Origin of the sequence: Pseudoxanthomonas beigongshangi (assembly GCF_016820515.1) — a bacterium.
In the GTDB taxonomy this organism is placed as follows: domain Bacteria; phylum Pseudomonadota; class Gammaproteobacteria; order Xanthomonadales; family Xanthomonadaceae; genus Pseudoxanthomonas_A; species Pseudoxanthomonas_A beigongshangi.
Genome location: NZ_JADHDV010000004.1, coordinates 147,803 through 169,785, shown reverse-complemented (window position 1 = coordinate 169,785; position 21,983 = coordinate 147,803). Strand labels below are relative to the sequence as shown.

At 66.7% G+C, this 21,983-nt stretch carries 20 protein-coding genes; 12 read left to right on the top strand and 8 right to left on the bottom strand.

Going from position 1 to position 21,983, the window contains the following annotated elements; all coding sequences use genetic code 11:
• Positions 1 to 16 precede the first annotated feature (16 nt).
• On the bottom strand, positions 17 to 787 hold the full coding sequence (locus IQ458_RS04595) for an ABC transporter permease (protein ID WP_141454962.1): 771 nt from the start codon (positions 785 to 787) through the stop codon (positions 17 to 19).
• Entirely contained in the window at positions 784 to 1,728 is a 945-nt protein-coding gene (locus tag IQ458_RS04590) for an ABC transporter ATP-binding protein (protein WP_318289411.1), read from the bottom strand. Before IQ458_RS04590 ends, IQ458_RS04595 begins: the two co-directional genes overlap by 4 nt.
• A 66-nt stretch (positions 1,729 to 1,794) precedes the next feature.
• Between IQ458_RS04590 and IQ458_RS04585 the strand changes: the two genes are divergently transcribed.
• The 4 genes from IQ458_RS04585 to IQ458_RS04570 all read left to right on the top strand — a co-directional run bounded on the left by IQ458_RS04585 (position 1,795) and on the right by IQ458_RS04570 (position 6,335).
• Positions 1,795 to 2,601: a ferredoxin--NADP reductase gene (locus tag IQ458_RS04585; protein ID WP_425504634.1), complete on the top strand. Its 807-nt coding sequence runs from the start codon at positions 1,795 to 1,797 to the stop codon at positions 2,599 to 2,601.
• Between the two features lie 245 nt (positions 2,602 to 2,846).
• On the top strand, positions 2,847 to 4,358 hold the full coding sequence (locus IQ458_RS04580) for an alpha/beta hydrolase (protein WP_203322062.1): 1,512 nt from the start codon (positions 2,847 to 2,849) through the stop codon (positions 4,356 to 4,358).
• A 52-nt stretch (positions 4,359 to 4,410) separates the two neighbouring features.
• On the top strand, positions 4,411 to 5,157 hold the full coding sequence (locus IQ458_RS04575) for an ABC transporter ATP-binding protein (RefSeq protein WP_203322061.1): 747 nt from the start codon (positions 4,411 to 4,413) through the stop codon (positions 5,155 to 5,157).
• A complete protein-coding gene (locus tag IQ458_RS04570) occupies positions 5,154 to 6,335 on the top strand; it encodes an ABC transporter permease (protein WP_192198283.1) in 1,182 nt (393 codons plus the stop codon). Before IQ458_RS04575 ends, IQ458_RS04570 begins: the two co-directional genes overlap by 4 nt.
• Positions 6,336 to 6,404: 69 nt before the next feature.
• Here IQ458_RS04570 and IQ458_RS04565 read toward each other — a convergent pair whose 3' ends face one another.
• From IQ458_RS04565 to rpmH, 6 genes are all read right to left on the bottom strand, one after another.
• On the bottom strand, positions 6,405 to 7,424 hold the full coding sequence (locus IQ458_RS04565) for an energy transducer TonB (RefSeq protein ID WP_203322060.1): 1,020 nt from the start codon (positions 7,422 to 7,424) through the stop codon (positions 6,405 to 6,407).
• 90 nt (positions 7,425 to 7,514) lie between these two features.
• Positions 7,515 to 8,864, bottom strand: a complete 1,350-nt coding sequence (gene mnmE / locus IQ458_RS04560) for a tRNA uridine-5-carboxymethylaminomethyl(34) synthesis GTPase MnmE (RefSeq protein ID WP_203322059.1) — start codon at positions 8,862 to 8,864, stop codon at positions 7,515 to 7,517.
• Positions 8,861 to 9,070 carry a hypothetical protein gene (locus tag IQ458_RS04555; RefSeq protein WP_203322058.1) on the bottom strand — a complete coding sequence of 70 codons (210 nt, stop codon included), beginning with the start codon at positions 9,068 to 9,070 and terminating at the stop codon, positions 8,861 to 8,863. The genes mnmE and IQ458_RS04555 overlap by 4 nt, the downstream gene beginning before the upstream one ends.
• A gap of 98 nt (positions 9,071 to 9,168) precedes the next feature.
• Positions 9,169 to 10,887, bottom strand: coding sequence for a membrane protein insertase YidC (gene yidC / locus IQ458_RS04550; RefSeq protein ID WP_203322057.1), 1,719 nt, complete (start codon positions 10,885 to 10,887; stop codon positions 9,169 to 9,171).
• Between the two features lie 13 nt (positions 10,888 to 10,900).
• Positions 10,901 to 11,326: a ribonuclease P protein component gene (gene rnpA, locus IQ458_RS04545; RefSeq protein ID WP_203322056.1), complete on the bottom strand. Its 426-nt coding sequence runs from the start codon at positions 11,324 to 11,326 to the stop codon at positions 10,901 to 10,903.
• 88 nt (positions 11,327 to 11,414) lie between these two features.
• Entirely contained in the window at positions 11,415 to 11,555 is a 141-nt protein-coding gene (gene rpmH / locus IQ458_RS04540; RefSeq protein ID WP_097123437.1) for a 50S ribosomal protein L34, read from the bottom strand.
• 286 nt (positions 11,556 to 11,841) lie between these two features.
• Between rpmH and dnaA the strand changes: the two genes are divergently transcribed.
• From dnaA to IQ458_RS04500, 8 genes are all read left to right on the top strand, one after another.
• Positions 11,842 to 13,170: a chromosomal replication initiator protein DnaA gene (gene dnaA, locus IQ458_RS04535; protein WP_183639840.1), complete on the top strand. Its 1,329-nt coding sequence runs from the start codon at positions 11,842 to 11,844 to the stop codon at positions 13,168 to 13,170.
• 230 nt (positions 13,171 to 13,400) lie between these two features.
• Positions 13,401 to 14,501: a DNA polymerase III subunit beta gene (gene dnaN / locus IQ458_RS04530; protein ID WP_141454943.1), complete on the top strand. Its 1,101-nt coding sequence runs from the start codon at positions 13,401 to 13,403 to the stop codon at positions 14,499 to 14,501.
• A 130-nt stretch (positions 14,502 to 14,631) separates the two neighbouring features.
• Positions 14,632 to 15,003, top strand: a complete 372-nt coding sequence (locus tag IQ458_RS04525; protein ID WP_203322055.1) for a VOC family protein — start codon at positions 14,632 to 14,634, stop codon at positions 15,001 to 15,003.
• Positions 15,004 to 15,157: 154 nt separating this feature from the next.
• A complete protein-coding gene (gene recF / locus IQ458_RS04520) occupies positions 15,158 to 16,243 on the top strand; it encodes a DNA replication/repair protein RecF (protein WP_203322054.1) in 1,086 nt (361 codons plus the stop codon).
• A gap of 125 nt (positions 16,244 to 16,368) precedes the next feature.
• A complete protein-coding gene (gyrB, locus tag IQ458_RS04515) occupies positions 16,369 to 18,807 on the top strand; it encodes a DNA topoisomerase (ATP-hydrolyzing) subunit B (protein WP_183639846.1) in 2,439 nt (812 codons plus the stop codon).
• Between the two features lie 4 nt (positions 18,808 to 18,811).
• On the top strand, positions 18,812 to 19,621 hold the full coding sequence (locus IQ458_RS04510) for a CPBP family intramembrane glutamic endopeptidase (protein WP_192198276.1): 810 nt from the start codon (positions 18,812 to 18,814) through the stop codon (positions 19,619 to 19,621).
• 76 nt (positions 19,622 to 19,697) lie between these two features.
• Positions 19,698 to 20,504 (top strand): M48 family metallopeptidase, encoded by an 807-nt coding sequence (locus tag IQ458_RS04505; RefSeq protein ID WP_203322053.1) that lies wholly within the window; start codon positions 19,698 to 19,700, stop codon positions 20,502 to 20,504.
• Positions 20,505 to 20,638: 134 nt separating this feature from the next.
• Positions 20,639 to 21,832: a tetratricopeptide repeat protein gene (locus tag IQ458_RS04500; RefSeq protein ID WP_183639852.1), complete on the top strand. Its 1,194-nt coding sequence runs from the start codon at positions 20,639 to 20,641 to the stop codon at positions 21,830 to 21,832.
• Positions 21,833 to 21,983 lie beyond the last annotated feature (151 nt).

The following is a 21,983-nucleotide window of genomic DNA, read 5'->3' as shown; positions in this document are numbered from 1 at the left end:
CCGTGCCGGCGCAAGTTCAACTGCGCAGGCCGACGCCGCGCTTGAGCAACCACAGCGCCAGCGAACTGAGCGCCAGCACGAATCCCAGCATCAGCGCGTAGGCCACCCACAGCGGCACGTCGCTGCTGCCCAGCAGGCCGTAGCGGAACGCGTTGACCATGTAGAAGATCGGGTTGGCGTGGGTCAGCGCCTCGGCCCAGGACGGTAGCAGTTTCACCGAATAGAACACGCCGCCCAGGTAGGTCAGCGGGGTCAGGATGAAGGTGGGCACGATCGCCACGTCGTCGAACTTCTTGGCGTAGACCGCATTGATGAAACCGGCCAGCGAGAAAATCGTCGCGCCCAGCAGGACCGTGCTCAGGGTGACCAGCGGATGCGGCATGCGCACGGGGGTGAAGAAGGTGGCGATGATCAGCACGATGATGCCGACCATCAGGCCACGCAGCACCGCGCCGGCCACGTAGCCCCACAGGATCACCCAGTTCGGCATCGGGCTGACCAGCAACTCCTCGATGTGGCGTCCGAACTTGGCGCCGAAGAAACTGGAGGAGATGTTGCCGTAGCTGTTCTGGATGACGCTCATCATCACCAGACCCGGCACGATGAACTCCATGTAGCTGTATCCGCCCATGTCCCGGATCTGCGAGCCGATCAGGCCGCCGAAGATCAGGAAGTACAGGGTCATGGTGATGGCCGGCGGCACCAGGGTCTGGCCCCAGATGCGCAGGATCCGCGCCACTTCGCGGCGGACGATGGTGCCGAAGGCGATCAGGTTGGGATTGCTCATGCCGCCTGCTCCTTGCCGTTGCCGGTCATGCGCACGAACAGTTCCTCCAGTCGGTTGCTCTTGGTGCGCATCGAGCGCACCCGGATGCCGGCTTCGTTGAGCGCGGCGAAGATGCGGTTGAGATCCATCGCCCGCGGCATGTCCAGATCCAGCGTATGCGGATCGGTCGCCACCAGCGTCGCGCCTTCGATGAGCGGCAGCTGCGCCGGCAGCTCGCCGTCGATGTCCAGCAGGAAGCCTTCCACGTCCAGCTTGGCCAGCAGCTCGCGCATCGGGCCCTGCTCGACGATGGTGCCGTGGTCGATGATGGCCAGGTTGCGGCAGAGGCTTTCGGCCTCCTCCAGGTAATGGGTGGTCAGGATGATGGTGGTGCCGGCGGCGTTGATGTCCTTCAGGGTCTTCCACATGCCACGCCGGATTTCGATGTCCACGCCGGCGGTCGGTTCGTCGAGGATCAGCAGCTTCGGCCGGGTCATCATCGCGCGGGCGATCATCAGCCGCCGCTTCATGCCACCGGACAGCGTGCGGCTCATCATCTGCGCCTTGTCCCACAGCTGGGCGCGCTTGAGTTCCTCTTCGGCCAGCACCAGCGCCTCGGCGCGGGGCACCCCGTAGAAACCGGCGTAGTTGACCAGGATGTCGATCGGCTTCTCGAACATGTTGAAGTTCAATTCCTGCGGCACCAGGCCGATCAGCCGCAGGGCGTCGTCGCGGTGGCGCGACAGGTTGACGCCGAACACCTCGACTTCGCCGCCGCTCTTGTTCACCAGCGAGCTGACGATGCCGATCAGGGTCGACTTGCCGGCGCCATTGGGGCCGAGCAGGGCGAAGAAATCGCCGGGCGCGACCTGCAGCGAGATGCCCTTGAGCGCCTGCACGCCGTTGTCGTAGACCTTACGGAGATCGGAAATGGCGAGCGCGGGCGCGTTCGCGGGAACCACGGGTTGGGACACGTAGGGGACCTTGCGGCGCCAGCGTGGGCGCCCGGGGGGACACGAACGCTTATTATAGGCACCCCGCCGGGTCGGTCCCGGCACCACACCGTTCCATCGCCCAGCACCTTGGCCATCGTCCATTTTCCGTTGAAGCTCGTCGGGCGCCGCATGCTGGCCCCCAGCGTCGGCCACTATGTCTTCGTCCGTGACGACGGCCAGCCCCTGGACTTCATCCCGGGCCAGTTCATCCAGGTGCATTTCAGCTACGCCGACGGGACCCCTGCCAAGCGCAGCTATTCGCTGGCGACCATCCACGATCACCGGCTGGGACCGGGCGAGGCGGTGGAGATCGCGGTCAGCTACGTGCCCGGCGGCGCGGCCACGGCCCTGTTCGAGGGCCTGCCCGAAGGTGGCCACGTCGACGCCAGCGGTCCCTACGGCCGGTTCTGCCTGATGCCCAACGACCGCAACCGCCGCTACCTGCTGATCGCCACCGGCACCGGCGTCACGCCCTACCGGGCGATGCTGCCGCAGCTGGCCGAGCAGATCGCCGGCCGCGACATCGAGGTGGTGCTGCTGTTCGGCGCGCGTACACCCGCCGAACTGCTGTACGGCGAGGATTTCCGCGCCTTCGCCGACCAGCATCCGCAGTTCCGTTTCGTGCCCTGCTTCTCCCGCGAACTGCCGGAACATCCGCACCCGGATGTCCGCCAGGGCTACGTGCAGCAGCATCTGGCCGAGTTCGCCCCGAATGCGGATACCGACATCGCCTACCTGTGCGGCAATCCGGACATGGTCGATGCCTGCTTCGAGGCGCTGAAGGCCGCCGGCCTGCCGATTCCGCAGATCCGCCGCGAAAAATACGTCAGCAGCAAATAAAACCGGTAGGAGCGGCGTCCCGCCGCGAGCTCTTCGCCGGACTCTTCGCCGAGCTCTTCACCGGGCATTGGCGGCCGCTGTGTGAAAAGGCTCGCGGCGGGACGCGGCTCCTACCGCCGGTCGGTGATTCCGATGGTTTGGGATGCCTGCAGGCGGTCGGAAAAAAAGCCACCGCACTTTGGTCACATCCGTCGGTTGGCGTCGTCATGGCATCCTGAAACGCATCGCAACCAGGACGAACGCCCATGCGACACCACCGCAAGACCCTGCTGGCCTGCGCCGGCCTGCTCGCGCTCACCGCCTGCAGCAACGCCCCCGCGCCGGACAAGGCGGCCACCGGCCGCCACTATGGCCGCGTCACTTTCCAGCCCTGCACCCTGGCCGAGGCCGGGACCGGCGGGAACGTGGAAGCGCAATGCGCGACCTTCGAGGTGCCGGAGAACCGGCAGGCGCCGCAGGGCCGCAAGATCGCCCTCAACCTCGCCTGGCTGCCGGCCACCGACGAAGGCGCGGCCCTCGAGGATCCGGTGTTCTTCCTGGCCGGTGGTCCCGGCCAGGCCGCGACCGAGCATGCGGTCCTGGTCGACGCGGCCCTGCGCGAGGTCCGCAAGCAGCGCCACGTGGTGCTGGTGGACCAGCGCGGCACCGGCCGCTCCAATCCGCTGGAATGCGATGGCCCCGAGGACGGTCCGTCGGTCGCCGACATGGATTCGCTGGATGAGGCCGCCCTGCAGGCCATATCGCGCAAGTGCGTGGACGCGCTGTCCAAGCACGCCGATTTGCGCTTCTACACCACCACCGAAGCCATCCGCGACCTGGACGCCGTGCGCGCCGCAATCGGCGCCGCGCAGATCAACCTGATCGGGGTGTCCTACGGCACCCGCGTCGCCCAGCAGTACGCCGGCACCTATCCGCAGCACACCCGCGCGATCGTATTGGACGGCGTGGCGCCGAACGCGCTGGTGGTCGGCGGTGAGTTCGCCCGCCGTTTCGATGACGCGCTGGCGCTGCAATCCAAGGCCTGCGCCGCCGATGCCGCCTGCCGCGCGCGCTATCCGACCGACCTGCGCACCCGCCTGCTGGCGCTCAAGCAGCGCCTGTCCGCCGCGCCGGTGGAGGTGACCTACCGGGATCCGTCCAACGGACAGGAGAAGCGGGACAAGCTGTCCGCCTCGACGGTCACCGGCCTGACCCATGCGTTCTCCTACATGCCGGCCACCACCTCGCTGCTGCCGCTGGTGCTGGACGAAGCCGACCAAGGCCGCTACGGCCCGCTGATGTCGCTGGCCAAGTTCATGGACGGACAGGTGTCCGGCCAGATGGCGCGCGGCATGCAGCTGTCGGTGATCTGCGCCGAGGACGCCGATCGCTATCGGCCGGATCCGGCCGACGCCGATACGGTGATGGGCGACGACCTGGCCCGGCTGTTCTTCAGTCCCTGCGCAGTTTGGCCGAAGGGCGAACGCCCGGCCGGCTTCAACCAGCCGCTGGTGTCGAAGGTGCCGGCGCTGCTGATGTCCGGTGAGCAGGATCCGGTCACTCCGCCCAGCTACGGCGAAGCCGTGCTCAAGGGATTGTCCAACGGCCGCCACCTGGTCCTGCGCGGCCAGGGCCACAACGTGATCGGCCAGGGCTGCATGCCCAAGCTGGTCAGCCAGTTCATCGAATCGACGGATGCCAAGGCGCTGGACGCCAAGTGCCTGGATGCGATCGACGGCACGCCCGCCTTCACCAGCTTCAACGGATGGGAGCCGTGATGGACCTTCGCATTCCCTTCCCATCCGCAGCAGCGATTCCAGGAGACATTCGATGATCGTGGCACAGGATCTGCACAAGAGCTTCAAGACCAAGACCGGCCTGGTCAATGCGGTGGACGCGGTCAGCTTCCAGGCGCGCGACGGCGAGATCACCGGCCTGCTCGGCCCCAACGGCGCCGGCAAGACCACCACCATGCGCATGCTGTACACGCTGATGTCACCGGATCGCGGCAGCGTGCTGGTCGACGGCATCGATGCCGCCCGCGACCCGGTCGCGGTGCGTCGCGCGCTGGGCGTGCTGCCGGATGCGCGCGGCGTGTACAAGCGCCTGACCGCGCGCGAGAACATCGCCTATTTCGGCGAGCTGCACGGCCTGTCGCGCGAGGTCATCGCCGAGCGCACCCGCAAGCTGTCGCAGGCGCTGGACATGGACGACATCCTGGATCGGCAGACCGAGGGGTTCTCGCAGGGCCAGCGCACCAAGACCGCGATTGCGCGGGCGCTGGTGCACGACCCGAAGAACGTCATCCTCGACGAACCGACCAACGGCCTGGACGTGATGACCACGCGCGCCATGCGCGGCTTCCTGCGCCAGCTGCGCGAAGAGGGCCGCTGCGTGATCTTCTCCAGCCACATCATGCAGGAGGTCGCCGCGCTGTGTGATCGCATCGTGGTCATCGCCAAGGGGCGCGTGGTCGCCGCCGGCACCGCCGACGAACTGCGCCGGCAGGTCGGCGAGGACAACCTGGAAGACGCCTTCGTCAAAGTGATCGGGTCCGAGGAGGGACTGCACGCATGAGCCTGTTCGGTACCGTCATCACCGTGATGCGCAAGGAGCTCAAGGACCTGTCGCGCGACCGCCGCACGCTCGCCCTGGCCCTGTTCCTCGGCCCGCTGCTGTACCCGGCACTGATGCTGGGCATGGGTTCGCTGGCCGAGAAGCGCGCCCGCACCCAGATCGACAAGGAACTCGACATTCCCGTGGTCGGCAAGGAGAACGCGCCCAACCTGGTGGCCTTCCTCGCCAGCTACGGCCTGAAGGCGGTGGAACCGCCAAAGGATCTGGCCGCGGCGATCCGCAACCAGGACATCGACGTCGCCCTGCGCATCAGCCCCGACTACGCCCGGGACTGGCGCGCCGGCAAGCCGGCGCTGGTGGAAATCATCAAGGACAGCACCCGTCGCGATGCCGAGATTCCCAGCCGACGGCTGGAAACCACGCTGGCGATCTACAGCCAGCAGGCGGGCGCGCTGCGGCTGATGGCGCGGGGGCTGGATGCCTCGGTCGCCAAGCCGGTGAACATCGGCGCGCAGGATCTGGCCACGCCGGAAGCCAAGCGTGGCGTGCTGCTGTCGGTGCTGCTGCCCTACCTGCTGATCCTGACCTCGTTCATCGGCGGCGCCTACCTGATCCTGGACGCCACCGCCGGCGAGCGCGAACGGCAGTCGCTGGAACCCTTGCTCGCCACGCCGGCTTCGCGCGGCGCGGTGGTCAGCGGCAAGATCGCCGCGGCCTGCGTGATCGGCATGGGCACGCTGGTGCTGACCTTGCTGGCGTTCCGTTTCAGCGCGCAGATTTCCTCCGGTGTCGGCCGCCAGTTGAACGTGTCGTTCCCGGCGATGGCGCAGATGCTGCTGGTGCTGCTGCCGATGCTGTTCATCGGCACGTCGCTGCTGACCTGGCTGGCCGCCAGCGCCAAGAGCATGAAGGAGGCGCAGAGCCACATGACCTGGTTGCTGCTGTTGCCGATGGTGCCGACCTTCGCGCTGATGGCCAGCCCGGTGAAGAGCCAGCTGTGGCAGTTCGCGGTGCCGTTCCTCGCGCAGAACCAGCTGATCCTCAAGGTCATCCGCAACGAGGCCATCACCCCGCAGATATGGGGCATCTACCTGGCCAGCGCGTTCGCCCTGGCGGCGTTGCTGTGGTTCGCCGCGGTGCGCCGCTACCACCAGGAGCGGTTGGCGATCTCGGGCTGACGGGGCGCGATGCCGGAATGAAAAAAGGGGGCGGAAATTCCGCCCCCTTTTTTTGCCTGGTGTTCCGGTTCAACCGCCCGGATTGAACCCGATGGTGCGGCGGGTGGTGACCGGCTCGCTGACCGGCTGGAACTTCCAGCGCTTGGCCGCGTTGACCGCTTCGCGATCGAATACACGGGCCGGAGTGGCGCGCACGACCCGCGCGGAGGTGACCGAACCGTCGGTGCCCACCGTGAATTCCACCAGCACCTCGCCGGCGGTACCGGCGCGCAGGGCTTCGGGCGGATAGCGCGGCGCCGGCGTGCTGATCGGACGCAACTGGTTGCTGCCGCTGGAAGTCGCCGCGGTGCTGGCTGGCGCCGACGCGGGTGCGGACGGTGTCTGCGCCGCCGCGCGGGCGGCGGCCTCGCGCTGTTCGGCCTCGCGCCGCGCCGCGGCCTGGCGTTCGGCTTCCTGGCGGGCGGCTTCCTGCTGCTGGGCCAGCTGCTGTGCGGCGGCGGCCTCGGTCGCGCGTTGCTGTTCGGCCTGCTGCGCCAGTCGCTGCTGGTCCTTCAACCTCGCCTCTTCCGCGGCCTTGGTCTTGGCCTCGCTGTCCTGCGCACGCTGGGCGACCGCTTCCTGCGCCGCGGTGATGCTCTGCTTCAAGCGCGGCAGTGCCGGCGCCTTGGGATCGGCCTTCTCGATGATCGCCGACAGGCGTTGCGCCTCGGTGAACTCCTCGCGCGCGATGCTCTGCTCGGCGGCGATCAGCGTATAGGGCATCAGGTCGGTCAAGGCGCTCGTTACGCCCGGATCGTTGGGTAGCTTGTCGCGCAGGGCCAGGTAGTACTCCATGGCGTTGTTGCCGCCGGGCGCGTAGATGCGGTTCTCGCGCAACGCGTTGGTGGCGGCGTCGCGGAGCTGGTCCACGTTCATGGCCTGGACTTCGGCTGAAACCGCCGGCGGCGGCGGCGTGGCCTGTCCCGCGGCGGCGGCCTGTCCGGTGGCAGGGGCCGTGGCCGGTTCGTCCTTGGAGCATGCGGCGATGGTCAGTACCAGCAATAGCGGTACCGCCAAGCGCGACTTGGCGTAGTGCGTCTTCGACAGCATCGGTTGTTTCCCCCAGAAACACGAAAGTGAATCAATGGATCCCGCGTGCCCAGCACACGGGATCACGCCCCGTCTGTCAATCTTGTCACCTTATTTGCCGATGCAGAAGGTCGAGAAGATGTATCCCAGCATCTCGTCGGCGGAAATCTTGCCGGTAATCTCCCCCAGCGCGTCGTGCGCCAACCGCAGTTCCTCGGCGGCCAGCTCCAGCATTTCGTGATTCAGTTCACCATTTGCCTGTTCAGCATGCCCGGATGCGCGGCGCAGGGCATCGACGTGGCGGGCCCGGGCGGAGAACTCCCCTTCGCTGCCCTCGCCCGCTCCCTGCCCGGCCAGTTCCCGCAGGCGCGCATGCAGTGCCGGCAAACCCTGGCCGGTCGCGGCTGAAACCGTCACGACCTCCGCATCGGGATCCTCCGGCGCCGTCGGCAGCAAATCGACCTTGTTGTGGATCCACAACCGGCGCGGCACGTCGGCAACCACGTCGGCCACCGCCGCCGCGCCAGCCTGCACGTCGCGGGCATCGACCACGATCAGGGCCAGGTCCGCGCGCTGCAATTCGGCGCGGGCGCGGCGCATGCCTTCGCGTTCGATTGCGTCGCCGCCCTCGCGCAGGCCGGCGGTGTCGACCAGATGCAATTCCAGTCCATCCAGGCGGATGGTTTCGTGCAGGGTGTCGCGGGTGGTGCCGGCGACATCGGTGACGATGGCACGATCACTGCCGGCCAGCGCATTCAGCAGCGAGCTCTTGCCGGCGTTGGGCGGGCCGACGATGACCGTATGCAGACCGTCGCGCAGTTTGCGCCCGCGTTCGGCGTCGGCCAGCAGTTGCCGCAATTCGGCCTGCGCCTGCTGCAACCCGGCCCGGACCTCGCCGCCGCCGAGCGTTTCAATCGACTCGTCGGCGAAATCGATCGCCGCCTCGACATGCACGCGCAGCCGCAGCAGGCGCGCGGCGATGGCGTCCACCCGGCGCGAGAACACACCGTCCAGCGAACGCCGCGCGGCCCGCGCGGCGCGGGTGTCGGACGCGGCGATCAGATCGGCCACCGCTTCGGCCTGGGCGAGATCCAGCTTGTCGTTGTGGAAGGCGCGTTCGCTGAACTCGCCGGGACGGGCACGTCGGGCGCCCAGCGCGCAGGCGCGATCGACCAGTGCCTGCAGGACCACCGGACTGCCGTGGGCCTGCAGTTCGGCCACGTCCTCGCCGGTGAAACTCGCCGGACCCGGGAACGCCAGCGCGATGCCGTCGTCCAGGATGCCGCCTTCGCCGTCATCGAAACGCACGTGGTGGGCACGCCGCGCATGCAGCGCGCGTCCGCACATCGCCGCCGCGATGGCCAGCGCACGCGGGCCGGACAGGCGCACGATGCCCACGCCGCCCGCACCGGGCGCGGTGGCGACGGCGGCGATGGTGTCGGAAGCCGGCGCGGGATTCATTGCAGTTGCCTCAGCTGTTCGCGCGCCGCGTAGGCGGAGGCGCCGGCCGGTTGCAGAGCCGGATACGCGCTGATCGCCTCCGCCCGGGGCGCGATCTTTGCTTTTCCGATCCCGACCGCCGAAGTGACGTCGTCCTTGTCGCGCGCCACCCGCGTGAAGCCGGACAGCGGCGCCGGCACCGGAGCAAGGAAACAGCGGAATGGCATCGCGGCACGCCCCGTGGAACGGCGGAAAGGTGGTCGCGCATGTTACCCCGGCAAAGAAAAACCCGCCTTGCGGCGGGTTTTTCTCGGAATGGCGCGGCTTACTTCTTGGCGGTGGCCGTCGCGGTGGCCGGTTCGCCGTGCCGCTTGGTCATCCACCACTGCTGGAGCAGGCCCAGCGCGCCGTTGGTGACCCAGTACAGGACCAGACCGGACGGGAAGAAGGCCATCATGACGCCGAACACCAGCGGCATGAACTGCATCATCTTCTGCTGCATCGGATCCATGCCCGGCGCCGGCGTCAGCTTCTGGGTCAACCACATCACCAGCATGTTGAGAATCGGCAGGATGAAGTACGGATCCTGCGCGGTCAGGTCCTGGATCCAGGCGAACCACGGCGCCTGGCGCAGTTCCACCGATTCCACCAGCACCCAGTACAGCGACAGGAAGATCGGCATCTGCACGAGGATCGGCAGGCAGCCGCCCATCGGGTTGATCTTCTCCTTCTTGTACAGCTCCATCATGGCGACCTGGAACTTCTGCTTGTCGTCGCCGTAGCGTTCCTTCAGCTGCTGGATGCGCGGCTGGAACTTGCGCATCTTGGCGAAGCTCTTGTACTGCGCCGCCGACAGCGGATACAGCGCCAGCTTCACCAGCACCACCAGGCCGATGATCGACCAGCCCCAGTTGCCCAGCAGCGCATGCAGGTGCGCCAGGATCCAGAACAGGCCCTGGCCGATCAGGTCGAAGATCTTGAACTGGCTGTAGTCGACCGCGCGGTGCAGGCCCGGCACGTTCTCGGCCTTGATCTTGTTGACCAGCTTCGGGCCCACCCACAGGCGCGCGCTGATGGCCACGGTCTGGCCCGGCGCGACGTTCAGCGGATCGGCCATGTCGCGGATCAGCGGACGCGGGCCAGTGGCGTATTTGGGCTCGTCCAGCGAGATGGTGGTGTGATCGGCCGCCTGCGGAATCCAGGCGGTGAAGAAGTGGTGCTGCAGCATCGCGATCCAGCCACCGGTGCCGCGCCAATCGACGCGGCCATCGGCCACGTAGTCCTCGTCGAACTTGCGACGCTGGTAGCCGCCGTCATACCAGGTGGCGCCGTTGAAGCTGAAGGACTCCGGATTGGTCATACCGCGCTTGACCAGCGGCGGGATCCGGGTCAGCTGGCGATAGATCGCACCCTGCCATGGCGTGCTGCCACCGTTGACCACTTCGTCGCGCACGGTCAGCGCGTATTCGCCGCGCTTGAGCGTGTAGACACGGCGGATGGTCACGCCGTCCGGACCGCGCCAGATGAAGGGCGCGGAGATGTCATTGCCACCCGCCGCCAGCGCGAAGGCGGTGCCGGCTTCCGGCACGAAACCCTTCTCGTGATTCGGCGCGGCGCGCGTTCCGCCGGCGGGCACCCAGCCGCTCTCGGCGACGTAGTAGTGCGCCGGATCCTGGTTGAACAGCTTCACCGCCGGGCTGCCGGGGCGCTTTTCCTGCGGGTATTGCAGCAGTTCGGCTTCCAGCACGCTGCCGCCATCCAGGGTCAGCTTCAGCACGTCGCTGCTGATGGTGACGCGCTGGCCGGCCGACGGCGCGGCGGCAACGGCGGCCGGGGCCTCGACCGCAGTCGGCGCCTGCGGGACCGTACTGCCGGGTTGCGCAGCGGGCGCCGAGGCGGGCACGGTGCTGCCGGACTGCGTCGCGGCGGTGGCCGCCACGGTGGGCGCAGCGACGGCGGGCGCATTGAACTTGCCCCACTCCATCCACAACAGGATCGCCACCATCAGCCAGGCGAAAATCAGGAAAACACGGGTCTGGTTCATCGGACAGGCAATCTCAACCGGCGTCGGGTTCCGGTGTCGTGGAGGGAGAAGAGGGGGAATTCAAGGCCGCCGGCATTGTGCCTACCGTCGCTGGCGGCGGCAATGCGCCGGCGCGGGTCAGCACGCGGAGGAAGGTCGCGCGCAGCTGCGCATTGCTGGCGGCGGCGGCCGGCGGTCGCGCAACCACGACATAGTCGCCGCCGGGCAGCTGCGAACGCAGGCTGCGGAACTGTTCGCGCAGCTGGCGCTTGATCCGGTTGCGGCCCACCGCGCGGCGATCGACCTTGCGGGAAACGGCCATGCCCAGCCGGGCCGGCTGCTCGCCGGCCAGCCAGTGCAGGCTCAGCAACGGATCCGAAGTGCGGCGTGACTGCTCGAACACGCGCGCATACTCCGCGCCCGTGCGGACCCGGGCGTGGCGTGGAAATGCTGCGCTCATGACAGCAAGAAGCCCGCACCGTTCAGTGCGGGCTCCTGGCAAGGGCATCGCATGATTGATGTCTCGGCCGCGAATTGCGGCAAAGCCATCAGGCGGTCAGGCGCTTGCGGCCCTTGGCGCGGCGACGCGACAGGATCTTGCGGCCGTCGGCGGTCTTCATGCGGGCACGGAAACCGTGGTCGCGCTTGCGCTTGAGATTGCTGGGTTGGTAAGTGCGCTTGGTGGCCATGGGGCCCTCGTGCGGGTTTGCGGATGGAAAGAACCGGAAATTCTATAGGTATCCGCCGGTTACGGTCAACACCGGCGAAGAAGATCGAAATGGGCTGCGCAAGGCCCCGCGCCGGAAGGGATCGCCGCCGGTCCATTCATCCACATCTTATGCACAGGAACCATTGGCGCGGCCGGATGGCGGTGGTAGTCTGGCCGACCCCTTCTTTACAGGCTCCCGTCCATGCAATCGCGTGGCGCGGACGCCGTGTTTTCCACACCTTATCAAGAACGAGTTGTTTCACGCGATGGATGCCTGGCCCCGCTGCCTTGAACGCCTGGAAGCCGAATTTCCGGCAGAGGATGTACACACCTGGTTGAAGCCGCTGCAGGCCGAACAGCGCAGCGATGCGGTGGTCCTGTACGCGCCGAACGCCTTCATCGTGGAACAGGTGCGCGAGCGTTACCTGGACCGGATCCGGGAGCTGCTGGACTATTTCGCCGGCCACGCCGAGGTTTCGCTGGAGATCGGCTCGCGCGCCCGCGCGCCGGAACCGGCCAGGCCGGCCGCCCCCGGCCAGGGAATGCCGGCCGTGGCCTCGGCCGAGCCCTATGCCGGCAACCTGGATACCCATTACACCTTCGACAATTTCGTCGAAGGCCGCAGCAACCAGCTGGGCCGCGCCGCGGCCTGGCAGGCGGCGCAGAAGCCGGGTGACCGCGCCCACAACCCGTTGCTGCTGTACGGCGGCACCGGCCTGGGCAAGACCCACCTGATGTTCGCCGCCGGCAACGAGATGCGTCGGCAGAACCCGAACGCGCGCGTGCTCTACCTGCGCTCGGAACAGTTCTTCAGCGCGATGACCAAGGCGCTGATCGAGAAATCGATGGATCAGTTCAAGCGCCGCTTCCAGCAGGTCGACGCGCTGTTGATTGACGACATCCAGTTCTTCGCCGGCAAGGACCGCACCCAGGAAGAGTTCTTCCACACCTTCAACGCGCTGTTCGACAGCCGCCAGCAGATCATCCTGACCTGCGATCGCTATCCGCGCGAAGTGGAAGGGCTCGAGCCACGATTGAAATCGCGCCTGGCCTGGGGCCTGTCGGTGGCGATCGAACCGCCGGATTTCGAGACGCGCGCGGCGATCGTGCTGGCCAAGGCGCGCGATCGCGGCGCCGAGATTCCCGACGAGGTCGCGTTCCTGCTGGCCAAGAAGATGCGCAGCAACGTGCGCGATCTGGAAGGTGCGCTCAACACCCTGGCCGCGCGCGCCAACTTCACCGGGCGCGCGATCACTCCAGAATTCGCCCAGGAAACCCTGCGCGATCTGCTGCGCGCGCAGCAGCAGGCGATCAGCATCCCCAACATCCAGAAAACGGTCGCCGACTACTACGGACTGCAGATCAAGGATCTGCTGTCCAAGCGCCGCACGCGCTCGCTGGCGCGGCCGCGACAGGTCGCGATGGCGCTGGCCAAGGAACTCACCGAGCACAGCCTGCCGGAAATCGGCGACGCGTTCGCCGGCCGCGACCACACCACCGTGCTGCATGCCTGCCGCCAGATCCGGAGCCTGATGGAGACCGATGGCAAACTCCGCGAGGATTGGGATAAGTTGATCCGTAAACTCAGTGAGTAAGCGGCCTGCTCCCTTGTGGACAAACTGTGGCTGGAATTTCCGCCAAAATTTATCCACAGGTTTCAGTGCCCTTCCCGAGGGGCTTGTCCACGGGGTTGGATCTGTCGGAAAATCGTTGTGATTCAAATGTTTGTGATGGTTCCCCACTGAAATCGGCGAAACCATCACCACCAGTTTTTAAGATCTTTCCTTCTTTTTAGAAGCACAAGGCACAAGGGGCACCCACCGACATGCGTTTCAGCCTTCAGCGCGAAGCATTCCTCAAGCCGTTGGCCCAGGTGGTCAATGTGGTCGAACGGCGGCAGACCCTGCCGGTCCTGGCGAACTTCCTGGTGCAGGTGCAGAACGGGCAGCTGTCGCTGACCGGCACCGATCTGGAAGTGGAAATGATTGCGCGCAGCGCGGTCGAGGACGCGCAGGACGGCGAAACCACGATCCCCGCGCGCAAGTTGTTTGAAATCGTGCGTGCCCTGCCCGATGGCAGCAAGGTCACCGTCAGCCAATCGGCGGACAAGGTCACCGTGCAAGCCGGGCGCAGCCGTTTCACCCTTGCCACCCTGCCCGCCAACGACTTCCCGTCGGTGGATGAAGTCGAGGCGACCGAGCGCGTGGACGTGCCAGAGGCGACCCTGAAGGAACTGATCGAGCGCACCGCGTTCGCGATGGCGCAGCAGGACGTGCGCTATTACCTCAACGGCCTGCTGTTCGACCTGGCCGACCGCACCCTGCGCTGCGTGGCCACCGACGGCCATCGCCTGGCCCTGTGCGAAGCGCAACTGGAAGGCTCGCCGCTGTCCAAGCGCCAGATCATCGTGCCGCGCAAGGGCGTGACCGAGCTGCAGCGCCTGCTGGAAGGCGGTGATCGGGCGCTGGAACTGGAAGTCGGTCGCAGCCACATCCGGGTCAAGCGGGACGATGTCACCTTCACGTCCAAGCTGATCGATGGCCGTTTTCCGGACTATGCCGCGGTGATTCCGATTGGCGCGGATCGCGAGGTTCTGCTGGATCGCGAAGTCCTGCGCGCGGCGCTGCAACGCGCGGCGATCCTGTCCAACGAAAAGTACCGCGGCGTGCGGGTGGAAGTTTCGCCCGGCCAGCTGAAGATCAGCGCGCACAACCCGGAACAGGAAGAAGCCCAGGAAGAAATCGAAGCCGACACCAAGGTGGACGGACTGGCCATCGGCTTCAACGTCAACTATCTGCTGGATGCGCTCAGCGCGCTGCGCGACGAGCAGGTCGTCATCCAGCTGCGAGACGCCAATTCCTCCGCCCTGGTGCGTGAAGCCAGCAGCGAGAAGTCCCGCCACGTGGTCATGCCGCTGCGCCTCTGACATCTTGTTTCACGTGGAACACGAACAGCGCCCGGCTTGATGCCGGGCGTTTTCGTTGTGGAGTCCCGTCGACATTCCCTGGGAGCCCAGGGCGCTACGGTGTCGATTCCAGAGTCCAGCGGAGGCCACCATGCACCGGAGCAGGCTTGGCAATCTCGTCATCGATTGCCGGACAGACGATCTCCCAGCTGCGGCGGAGTTCTGGAGTGCCACGCTCGGCCTGGCTCTGCCGGGGGATTGGGAAGGCCGTTTCATCCGGCTGCGGACGCCGGCGGACGACGTGCGGGTCATTCTCCAGCAGGTCCGCCATGCCCCCCGCGTCCATCTGGACCTGGAGACGGATTCGATCCCGCTGGAAGTCCGTCGGCTGGGACAGTTGGGGGCGGTCCTGGTCAGCCGGCAGGCCGAATGGGTGGTCATGCAGGCGCCCAGTGGGCACCGCTTCTGCGTGGGCAAGCCCTACCGAGGTGGATTCAACCGGAGCGCGCATGTCTGGCCCTGATGCGATGGCCGCCCATTGCGCATCCGCCCGGAATCGGGGGCGCCGGATCCCGGTAAGATCCCTGCATGCCCTCCCGCACCTTTCCGCCAACACCGGCGGCTTCCTGGTTTTCGTTCCCTGTTTCCAGCCCCCGTCCGGCCGGAGCGGTGTCCCTGTGCATGTGACCCGATTGACGGTGGCAGGGCTGCGTCGGTTCGAGCAGGCCAGCCTGCAGCCGGGCCCGGGCCTGAACCTGGTGACCGGGGACAACGGTGCGGGCAAGACCAGCCTGCTGGAGGCGTTGCACGTGATGGCCTATGGCCGGAGCTTTCGCGGCCGGGTCCGGGACGGGTTGGTACGGACGGGAAGCGAGGCGGTCGAGATTTTCGTGGAGTGGGAGGAAGCCACGGCCGTCCGGCCGCGCCGCGCCGGCCTGCGCCACAGCGGCCAGGTCTGGACCGGCCGGCTGGATGGCGAGACGGTCGGCCAGCTGGGCGAGCTTTGCGCGGCATTGGCCGTGGTGAGCTTCGAACCTGGCAGCCATGCCCTGGTCACCGGGGGCGGGGAGCCCCGCCGGCGCTTCGTCGATTGGGGCTTGTTCCACGTGGAACAGGACTTCCTGGGACTGTGGCGCCGCTATGCCCGCGCCCTGAAGCAGCGCAATGCCCTGCTCAAATCCGGAATCGGCGGCGCCCAGCTGGACGCCTGGGACCATGAGCTGGCCGAATCCGGTGAACCGCTGACCCAGCGGCGGCTCGGATATCTGGAGCAGCTGCAACCTCGCCTGAGCCGGGTGGCGGCCGAATTGGTCCCCGGGCTGGGCCGGGCCACCCTGGAGTTCCAACCCGGCTGGCGCCGACACGAACTGTCCCTGGCCGATGCCCTGCTGCTGGCCAGGGACCGGGATCGCGCGGCCGGCCATACCTCCGTGGGGCCGCATCGCGCCGACTGGCGGGTGGACTATGCCGCCTGCCCCGCCAGGGAAGCGCTTTCGCGCGGCCAGGCCAAGCTCACCGCGCTGGCCTGCCTGCTCACCCAGGCCGAGGACTATGCGGCGCGGCGCGGCGAGTGGCCGGTGATCGCCCTGGACGACCTGGCTTCCGAACTGGACCGCGGACACCAACGCCGCGTGCTGGAACGCCTGCTGGGCAGTGGTGCCCAGATCTTCATCACCGGCACCGAGCCTCCAGCCGCGTTGGAGGAAATAGGCGTCAACCCAACCCGGTTCCACGTGGAACACGGCCGGCTGTCCCCTGTCTGACGCCGCCGCGCGGCGGGGCCGGGTCCGCCGGGGTGCTATAATTTCGCTTCGTATCCCTATAGCTGCGTGCCTGCCCGGCGTTCCCCGGTCCGGCACCAGTGGCTATGCAGCCGACCACGAAGCGAATGACCGACGAAACGATTCCTGCACCGAACGGCAATTACGACTCCAGCAAAATCACCGTCCTTCGGGGCCTGGAAGCGGTCCGCAAGCGGCCCGGCATGTACATCGGCGACGTGCACGACGGTACCGGCCTGCACCACATGGTGTTCGAAGTCGTCGACAACTCGATCGACGAAGCCCTGGCGGGCCATGCCGACGACGTGATCGTGAAGATCCACGAGGACGGCTCGGTTTCGGTGTCCGACAACGGCCGCGGCATTCCGGTCGACATCCACAAGGAAGAAGGCGTTTCGGCGGCCGAAGTCATCATGACCGTGCTGCACGCCGGCGGTAAGTTCGACGACAACAGCTACAAGGTTTCCGGCGGCCTGCATGGTGTCGGCGTGTCGGTGGTCAACGCACTGTCGAACAAGCTCACCCTCGATATCTGGCGCGATGGCTTCCACCACGAGCAGGAATACCACCTCGGTGAGCCGGTGTATCCGCTGAGGCAGCTGGAAGCCTCGAACAAGCGCGGCACCCTGACCCGGTTCTGGCCGTCGGCGGAAATCTTCACCGATGTCGAGTTCCACTACGACATCCTGGCCCGCCGCCTGCGCGAACTGTCGTTCCTCAATTCGGGCGTGAAGATCACCCTGATCGACGAGCGCGGCGAAGGCCGCCAGGACGTGTTCCAGTACGAAGGCGGCATCCGCAGCTTCGTCGAGCACCTGGCCCAGCTGAAGACCCCGCTGCACCCGAACGTCATCTCGGTGACCGGAGAAACCAACGGCATCACCGTGGACGTCGCCCTGCAGTGGACCGACGCCTACCAGGAAACGATGTTCTGCTTCACCAACAACATCCCGCAGAAGGACGGCGGCACCCACCTCGCGGGTTTCCGCGCGGCGCTGACCCGCACCCTCAGCAACTACATCGAACAGAACGGCATCGCCAAGCAGGCCAAGGTCAACCTGTCCGGCGACGACATGCGCGAAGGCATGATCGCGGTGCTGTCGGTGAAGGTGCCAGATCCCAGCTTCTCCTCGCAGACCAAGGAGAAACTGGTCAGTTCCGACGTGAAGCCAGCCGTTGAGGCCGCGTTCGGTGCACGTTTGGAGGAGTTCCTGCAGGAACACCCGAACGAGGCCCGCGCCATCGCGGAAAAGGTCGTCGACGCCGCCCGCGCCCGCGAAGCCGCGCGCAAGGCCCGCGAACTGACCCGCCGCAAGGGCGCGCTGGACATCGCCGGCCTGCCCGGCAAGCTGGCCGACTGCCAGGAGAAGGATCCGGCGCTGTCGGAACTGTTCATCGTCGAGGGTGACTCGGCAGGCGGCTCCGCCAAGCAGGGCCGCAACCGCAAGAACCAGGCGGTGCTGCCGCTGCGCGGCAAGATCCTCAACGTGGAACGCGCGCGCTTCGATCGCATGCTGTCCTCGGCCGAAGTGGGCACGCTGATCACCGCGCTGGGCACCGGCATCGGCAAGGACGAATACAACCCGGACAAGCTGCGCTACCACCGCATCATCATCATGACCGACGCCGACGTGGACGGATCCCACATCCGCACGCTGCTGCTGACGTTCTTCTACCGGCAGATGCCGGAACTGATCGAGCGCGGCCACGTCTACATCGGCCTGCCGCCGCTGTACAAGCTCAAGCAGGGCAAGCAGGAGCTGTACCTGAAGGACGACGCGGCACTGAATGTCTATCTCGCCAACAGCGCGGTGGAAGGCGCTTCGCTGATCCCGGCCGACGGCGAACCGCCGATCGCCGGCGAAGCGCTGGAGAAGCTGCTGCTCGCCTACGCCAACGCGCGCGAAGCGATTGCGCGCAATGCGCACCGCTTCGATTCGCAGCTGCTCGAAGCGCTGATCGACGCGCCGGCGCTGGATGCCGCTTTCGCCGAGCGCAACCAGGACCAGCGTGCCGATCTCGACGCGTTGGAAGCCAAGCTCAACCGGGGCCGCCTGGGCAGTCCGCGCTATTCGCTGCACCTGCAGTCGGCCAACGAACAGCGTCCGGCCGCGTTGCTGTCCACCCGCCGGCACATGGGCGAGGAACTGACCCAGGTGCTGCCGCTGTCGGTGTTCGAAACCGGCGAACTGCGCGCGCTGCGCGAAGCGGCGGATCTGCTGCATGGCCTGGTCCGCGAAGGCGCGACCATCGTGCGCGGCAACAAGACCCAGGCGATCGAAGGTTTCGCCCAGGCGCAGGCCTGGCTGCTGGAGGAAGCGAAGAAGGGCCGCAGCATCCAGCGCTTCAAGGGCCTCGGTGAAATGAACCCCGAGCAGTTGTGGGATACCACGGTCAATCCGGATACCCGTCGCCTGCTGCAGGTGCGCATCGAGGACGTGGTGGCCGCCGACCAGATCTTCAGCACGTTGATGGGTGACGTGGTGGAGCCGCGCCGCGACTTCATCGAAGCCAACGCGCTGAAGGTCGCCAACCTCGACGTCTGATCCGATGCCGGACGCGCCGGAAACAGGGCTGTCTTCGCCGCCGCCATTGCGGCCGCTGCGTTCGGCCCTTGCCGGCTTCTGCGCCGACACCGCGCTGGCGCTCGTCATCACCGTCGTGCTGATGCTGGGCGCCGGCGTTCTCTGGGGCGTCGCGCGTGCCATCCAGTTGGCTGCCGCGGGCGCCGAGCAAGCTGAAATCACGGCCGCGCTCGAAAGGCCCGACGCGGTCGTGCAGATCCTGATCGCGCTGTTCTCGATGGGCAGCGCCGCCTTGCTGCTGTACTTCTGGCGACGTCCCGCCAGCGCGCAGGAACGCCGGCATTCGCAATGGGCGGCGCGCCGGACCGGCACCTGGGTCGCGGTGGTCGGCGTGGCGGTGCTGACGTTCCTGTCCAGCAGCCTGGCGAGCTGGCTGGGAGAACGGATGGGGGTGCCGCCGAATCCCAGCAACCTGGCGCCGATCCAGGACCTCTCCCAACACCATCCCTATTTCATGATGGCGTTCGCGGTGCTGCTGGCGCCGCTGTACGAGGAACTGCTGTTCCGGCGCGTGCTGTTCGGCGGCATGTGGCAGGCCGGATATCCGGTGCTGGGCATGATCCTCAGTGGCTGCGCCTTCGCGCTCGCGCACGAAGCGCCCGGACTCAACGGCAACGGCGCGGCGGCCACGACACTGCTGCTGGTCGTTTATGCCGGCATGGGCGTGGCCTTCGCCTGGCTGTATCGGCGCACGGGCACGCTCTGGGCGCCCATCGCCGCCCATGCGCTGAACAACGCCCTGGCCCTGGGGGCCATGCAGCTGGCCGGTGGCTGACCGCCGCGCCCGGTTGACGGAATGTTAAGACGGCCTTGCCGACACTAAACGCGGTTCCGCACTGGAGTGCACTGCCATGAAACCCTGGTTGCTCGCCGCCGCCGTCGCGACTTTGCTGGTCGCCTGCGCCACCACCACCTCGCCCACCGGCCGCACCCAGGTGGTGGGCGGCATTTCGCAGCAGCAGCTGGATCAGCTGGGCGCCCAGGCCTTCGCCGAGACCAAGGCCAAGGAACCCGCCAACCGCGACGCGAAGCAGAACGCCTATGTCACCTGCGTGGTCAACGCGCTGGTGCGCCAGCTGCCGCCCGCGCAGCGCTCGGTTGCGTGGGAAACGGCGGTATTCGTCGACAAGGAACCCAATGCCTTCGCCCTGCCGGGCGGCAAGGTCGGGGTGAACACCGGCATCTTCACGGTCGCCAGGAACCAGGACCAGCTCGCCGCGGTGCTGGGGCATGAAATCGGCCATGTCATCAGTCGCCACCACGAGGAGCGCATCACGCGCCAGATGGGCACGCAGACGGGCCTGAGCATCCTTGGCGCGCTGGCCGGCGCCAAATACGGCCAGACCGGCATGGATGCGGTCAGCCAGTTCGGCAGCCTGGGCGCGCAGGGCCTGATCCTGCTGCCCAATTCCCGCACCCAGGAAAGCGAGGCGGACGTGGTCGGCCAGCGGCTGATGGCCCAGGCCGGCTTCGACCCCCGCCAGGCGGTCAATCTGTGGGAAAACATGATGGCCGCTGGCGGCGGAAGGCCGCCGCAGTGGCTCTCCACCCACCCGGACCCGACCAACCGCATCCGCGAACTCCAGCGCGATGCCCCGGCGCTGGTCCCCACCTATGAAGCCGCCCGCAAGGCCGGAAACATCCCCCGCTGCGGCTGAGAACGCCAGGGTATTGCTGCCCTGCAGCAACAAAAACCTTACCTGTTTCACCGAAGTTTCTGATAGCTTTTCCGGCCCCGGAAGGATCCGACCGCCCCCGATAGACTTCTGCCGTCCGCTTTGAGGTGACCCCCATGCTGCATCGCAAGTCCAGACACGCCCTGCTTTCCTTCGCCATCATCGGCCTGCTGGGCGCAGGGGTTGCCGCCGATGCCGTTGCCCAGATGAACCGCGATGACAGCAGTTCGATGCGCCGGCAGAAGAAGGAAAAGGTCGAAATCAGGTATCCCGAAGCGACCCGCCAGGAGCCGAAGGAAAAGGCGTCGGCCAAGATGCAGAACCAGCTCAACAAGCTGTTCAAGGCCTACGAGAAGGAAAACAACGAAGACGAGACGATGACGCTCGTCAACGAGATCATCGCCAGCGACAAGGCCAACGCCTACGACAAGTCGGTCGCCGCGCAGATCGGTGCGCAGGCCGCCTACGGCAAGGATGATGCCAAGCTGGCCAAGGACTATGCGAACAAGGTCCTGGAGTTCAACGGCCTGGACAACAACAACCACTACCAGACGATGTTCTTCCTGGCCCAACTGCAGATGCAGGACGACCAGTTCAACGAAGCGCTGGCGACGATGGACAAGTTCTTCGCCGAGACCAAGTCGCAGAAGCCCGAGGAACTGGTGGTCAAGGGCAACATCCTGTATCGCGCCGAGCGCTACGCCGACGCGATTCCGTTCCTGAAGCAGGCCGTGGAAGGCTCGCCGGAACCGAAGAACGAATGGCTGCAGATCCTGATGGCCAGCTATGCCGAAGCCGGCCAGAACGACGCCGCCGTCAAGCTCGCCGAACAGCTGGCCGCCAAGAGCCCGACCGACAAGAAGGCGCAGATGAACCTGGCCTCGGTCTACCTGCAGGCCGACAAGACCGACCAGGCCGCCGGCGTGCTGGAGAAGCTGCGCGCTTCCGGCCAGCTCACCGACGATCGCGAGTATCGCCAGCTGTACAGCATGTACGCGAACATGGACGGCCGCGAAAAGGACGTCATCGCCGTCATCAACGAAGGCCTGCAGAAAGGCGTCCTGAAGGACGACTACCAGACCCAGTTGGCGCTGGCCCAGTCCTACTACTACTCCGAGCAGATCCCGCAGGCCATCGAGGCCTGGAAGAAGGCCGCGCCGCAGTCGCCCAACGGCGAAACCTACCTGAACCTGGCGCGCGTGCTGTGGCAGGAAAACCGGATCCCGGAGGCCAAGCAGGCCGCCAAGTCCGCACTGGACAAGGGTCTGAAGAAGCCCGAGGACGCCAAGAAAATCCTGGCCCTGCCCTAACGGGAAACCAATAAACCGACGGCCAGAAACATCGAAAAAACGATGGTTTTGGCACCACGGAATGGTATAAGCTGAGAGTTCCCCCTGCCAAAAGTCAGGTGGGGGAAACCAATACGACGCGGACGTTGCGGCGTCCCGCACCAACCTTGAG